The organism is Neorhizobium sp. 05N33 (assembly GCF_056397445.1).
In genome coordinates this window covers 1-3,778 of the sequence record NZ_JBFTNK010000036.1, presented here as the reverse complement: position 1 = coordinate 3,778, position 3,778 = coordinate 1, and the positions used below count along the sequence as shown (strand labels likewise).

At 55.6% G+C, this 3,778-nt stretch carries 2 rRNA genes; both read right to left on the bottom strand.

Going from position 1 to position 3,778, the window contains the following annotated elements:
- Positions 1-29 precede the first annotated feature (29 nt).
- Positions 30-146: ribosomal RNA gene (gene rrf, locus AC1DLT_RS30770) — 5S ribosomal RNA — on the bottom strand.
- A 239-nt stretch (positions 147-385) separates the two neighbouring features.
- Positions 386-3,521 (bottom strand): 23S ribosomal RNA (locus AC1DLT_RS30765).
- Positions 3,522-3,778 lie beyond the last annotated feature (257 nt).

Sequence of the window (3,778 nt, the reverse complement as noted above, 5' to 3'; positions counted from 1 at the left end):
GTGGTGGGGGTCCTCGACCGTTAATGGTGTTCCGGCGGTGACCTACTCTCCCACACCCTCCCGGGTGCAGTACCATCGGCGCTGTGGGTCTTAGCTTCCGGGTTCGGGATGGGACCGGGCGTTTCCCCCACGCTATGACCGCCGTAACCCTTGCTCCGCCACCGGCCCGCTGTTGGCGGGGGTGGGGAAAWCTGTGGTTACAACATGGCCGCTGCAGCGAATGCAGCTGTGGTGTTGTTATTTTGTTGTGGTTTTGTTCCTGTCGCAACGTGCCGTCGGTGACGGGTTTGTTGTTTGGGAACCACATAGTGGACGCAAGCAGTCTTGTTTCTTTGTACYCTTCCCTGGTGTGAACGTCTTTTGAATCCGTTCACGGGAAGAGTGTGTGGTGTAAGTTATCGGCCTATTAGTACCGGTCAGCTTCACGAGTCGTTAGTCCTCGCTTCCACATCCGGCCTATCAACCCAGTGGTCTGGCTGGGGGCCTCTCACACACAAGGTGTATGGAAATCTCATCTCGAAGCGAGCTTCCCGCTTAGATGCTTTCAGCGGTTATCCCATCCGAACGTAGCTAATCAGCGGTGCACTTGGCAGTACAACTGACACACCAGAGGTTCGTCCGTCCCGGTCCTCTCGTACTAAGGACAGCCCTTCTCAAATTTCCTGCGCGCGCAGCGGATAGGGACCGAACTGTCTCACGACGTTCTAAACCCAGCTCGCGTACCGCTTTAATGGGCGAACAGCCCAACCCTTGGGACCTACTCCAGCCCCAGGATGCGACGAGCCGACATCGAGGTGCCAAACCATGCCGTCGATATGGACTCTTGGGCAAGATCAGCCTGTTATCCCCGAGGTACCTTTTATCCGTTGAGCGACGGCCATTCCACAATGTACCGCCGGATCACTAGTCCCGACTTTCGTCCCTGCTCGAGATGTCTCTCTCACAGTCAAGCTCCCTTGTGCACTTACACTCGACACCTGATTGCCAACCAGGCTGAGGGAACCTTTGGGCGCCTCCGTTACTTTTTAGGAGGCAACCGCCCCAGTTAAACTACCCATCAGGCACTGTCCCTGACCCGGATTACGGGCCGAAGTTAGATGTCCAAAGTGACCAGAGTGGTATTTCAACGATGACTCCACCCGAACTGGCGTCCGGGCTTCAACGTCTCCCACCTATCCTACACAAGCCACTCCGAACACCAATACCAAACTATAGTAAAGGTCTCGGGGTCTTTCCGTCCTGCTGCGCGTAACGAGCATCTTTACTCGTACTGCAATTTCGCCGAGTTTATGGTTGAGACAGCGGGGAAGTCGTTACTCCATTCGTGCAGGTCGGAACTTACCCGACAAGGAATTTCGCTACCTTAGGATGGTTATAGTTACCACCGCCGTTTACTGGGGCTTAAATTCTCAGCTTCGCCTTGCGGCTAACCGGTCCTCTTAACCTTCCAGCACCGGGCAGGAGTCAGTCCGTATACATCGTCTTGCGACTTCGCACGGACCTGTGTTTTTAGTAAACAGTCGCTTCCCCCTGGTCTCTGCGGCCCCGATCCCCTCCCACCAGCAAGTGGTGTTCAAGGTTGGGGCCCCCCTTCTCCCGAAGTTACGGGGGCATTTTGCCGAGTTCCTTAACCATAATTCTCTCGATCGCCTTAGTATTCTCTACCTGATCACCTGTGTCGGTTTGGGGTACGGGCGGCTAAAACCTCGCGTCGATGCTTTTCTCGGCAGCATAGGATCACCGAATCCCCCCATACGGGGGTCCCGTCAGATCTCAGGCATCATGAACGGCGGATTTGCCTACCGTTCGCCCTACATCCTTAGACCGGGACAACCATCGCCCGGCTCGGCTACCTTCCTGCGTCACACCTGTTAATACGCTTGCCTCCCAGGATCAGGTCCCGCGCTCCACCAAAACCCACACACCCCGAAGGGTGCTAGGGCAGGTTTCGGGCGGTTAGTRTCCCCTGTTCAGCATGGGCGGTTTTTCGCCGGTACGGGAATATCAACCCGTTGTCCATCGACTACGCCTGTCGGCCTCGCCTTAGGTCCCGACTTACCCAGGGCAGATTAGCTTGACCCTGGAACCCTTGATCATCCGGCGGACGGGTTTCTCACCCGTCTTTCGCTACTCATGCCTGCATTCTCACTCGTGTAGGCTCCACCGCTGGTTTCCACCGCGACTTCACTGCCCACACGACGCTCCCCTACCACTCCAGACGCCTGAACCACAAGGGCTTGGCTAATGTCTGAAATCCACAACTTCGGCGGTGTACTTGAGCCCCGCTACATTGTCGGCGCGGAATCACTTGACCAGTGAGCTATTACGCACTCTTTTAAGGATGGCTGCTTCTAAGCCAACCTCCTGGTTGTCTTCGCAACTCCACATCCTTTCCCACTTAGCACACGCTTAGGGGCCTTAGTTGGTGGTCTGGGCTGTTTCCCTCTCGACTATGAAGCTTATCCCCCACAGTCTCACTGCTGCGCTCTCACTTACCGGCATTCGGAGTTTGGCTGACGTCAGTAACCTTGTAGGGCCCATTAGCCATCCAGTAGCTCTACCTCCGGTAAGAAACACGCAACGCTGCACCTAAATGCATTTCGGGGAGAACCAGCTATCACGAAGTTTGATTGGCCTTTCACCCCTACCCACAGCTCATCCCCTCCATTTTCAACTGAAGTGGGTTCGGTCCTCCACGACGTCTTACCGTCGCTTCAACCTGGCCATGGGTAGATCACTTCGCTTCGGGTCTAGATCACGCCACTGCAACGCCCTATTCAGACTCGCTTTCGCTACGGCTTCCCCACACGGGTTAACCTCGCGACGTAACACTAACTCGCAGGCTCATTCTTCAAAAGGCACGCCGTCACCCCWACACGATCGCTCGCGGAGGCTCCGACGGATTGTAAGCACACGGTTTCAGGTACTGTTTCACTCCCCTCCCGGGGTACTTTTCACCTTTCCCTCACGGTACTGGTCCGCTATCGGTCATTAGGGAGTATTTAGGCTTATCAGGTGGTCCTGACAGATTCGCACGGGATTTCTCGGGCCCCGTGCTACTTGGGATACTTCACCAGGCGGTGCACAACATTTCGGTTACGGGGCTCACACCCTCTACGGCCGGCCTTTCAAGACCGTTCACCTATGCCTGCACTCTCACCTTCCCAGCCCGGCAGAGCTGGAGTGGGAAGTCCCACAACCCCGACCATGCAACGCCCGCCGGCTATCACACATGGAACGGTTTAGCCTGATCCGCGTTCGCTCGCCACTACTGACGGAATCACTATTGTTTTCTCTTCCTGCGGGTACTGAGATGTTTCACTTCCCCGCGTTCCCTCCACGCACCCTATGTGTTCAGATGCGGGTCACCAGGCAGCTCGCGCCCCTGGCGGGGTTTCCCCATTCGGACACCCTGGGATCACAGTCCGGTTATCGACTCCCCCAGGCTTATCGCAGATTCCTACGTCCTTCTTCGGCTCCTAATGCCAAGGCATCCACCGTGTGCTCTTAAAAACTTGACCACAAAAGATCAAGGAGTAATTTTCGAGAAAACCATGGAACCAGACCGCAACCAACCACCACCCAAAGGCGGCAGCACAATCACGGATCAGATCCAGGTTCATATTCTTGGAAATTGCTTCTTATAAAAGATGCTCGCGTCCACTATGTAGTTCTCAAACAACAACCCCGTACCACACACCCCACACACACCCCACCCCCAAAAGGAGCAGAACAACCGTGTGATCGGTGCAGCCAGGAAACCAGAAACACAAGTCCC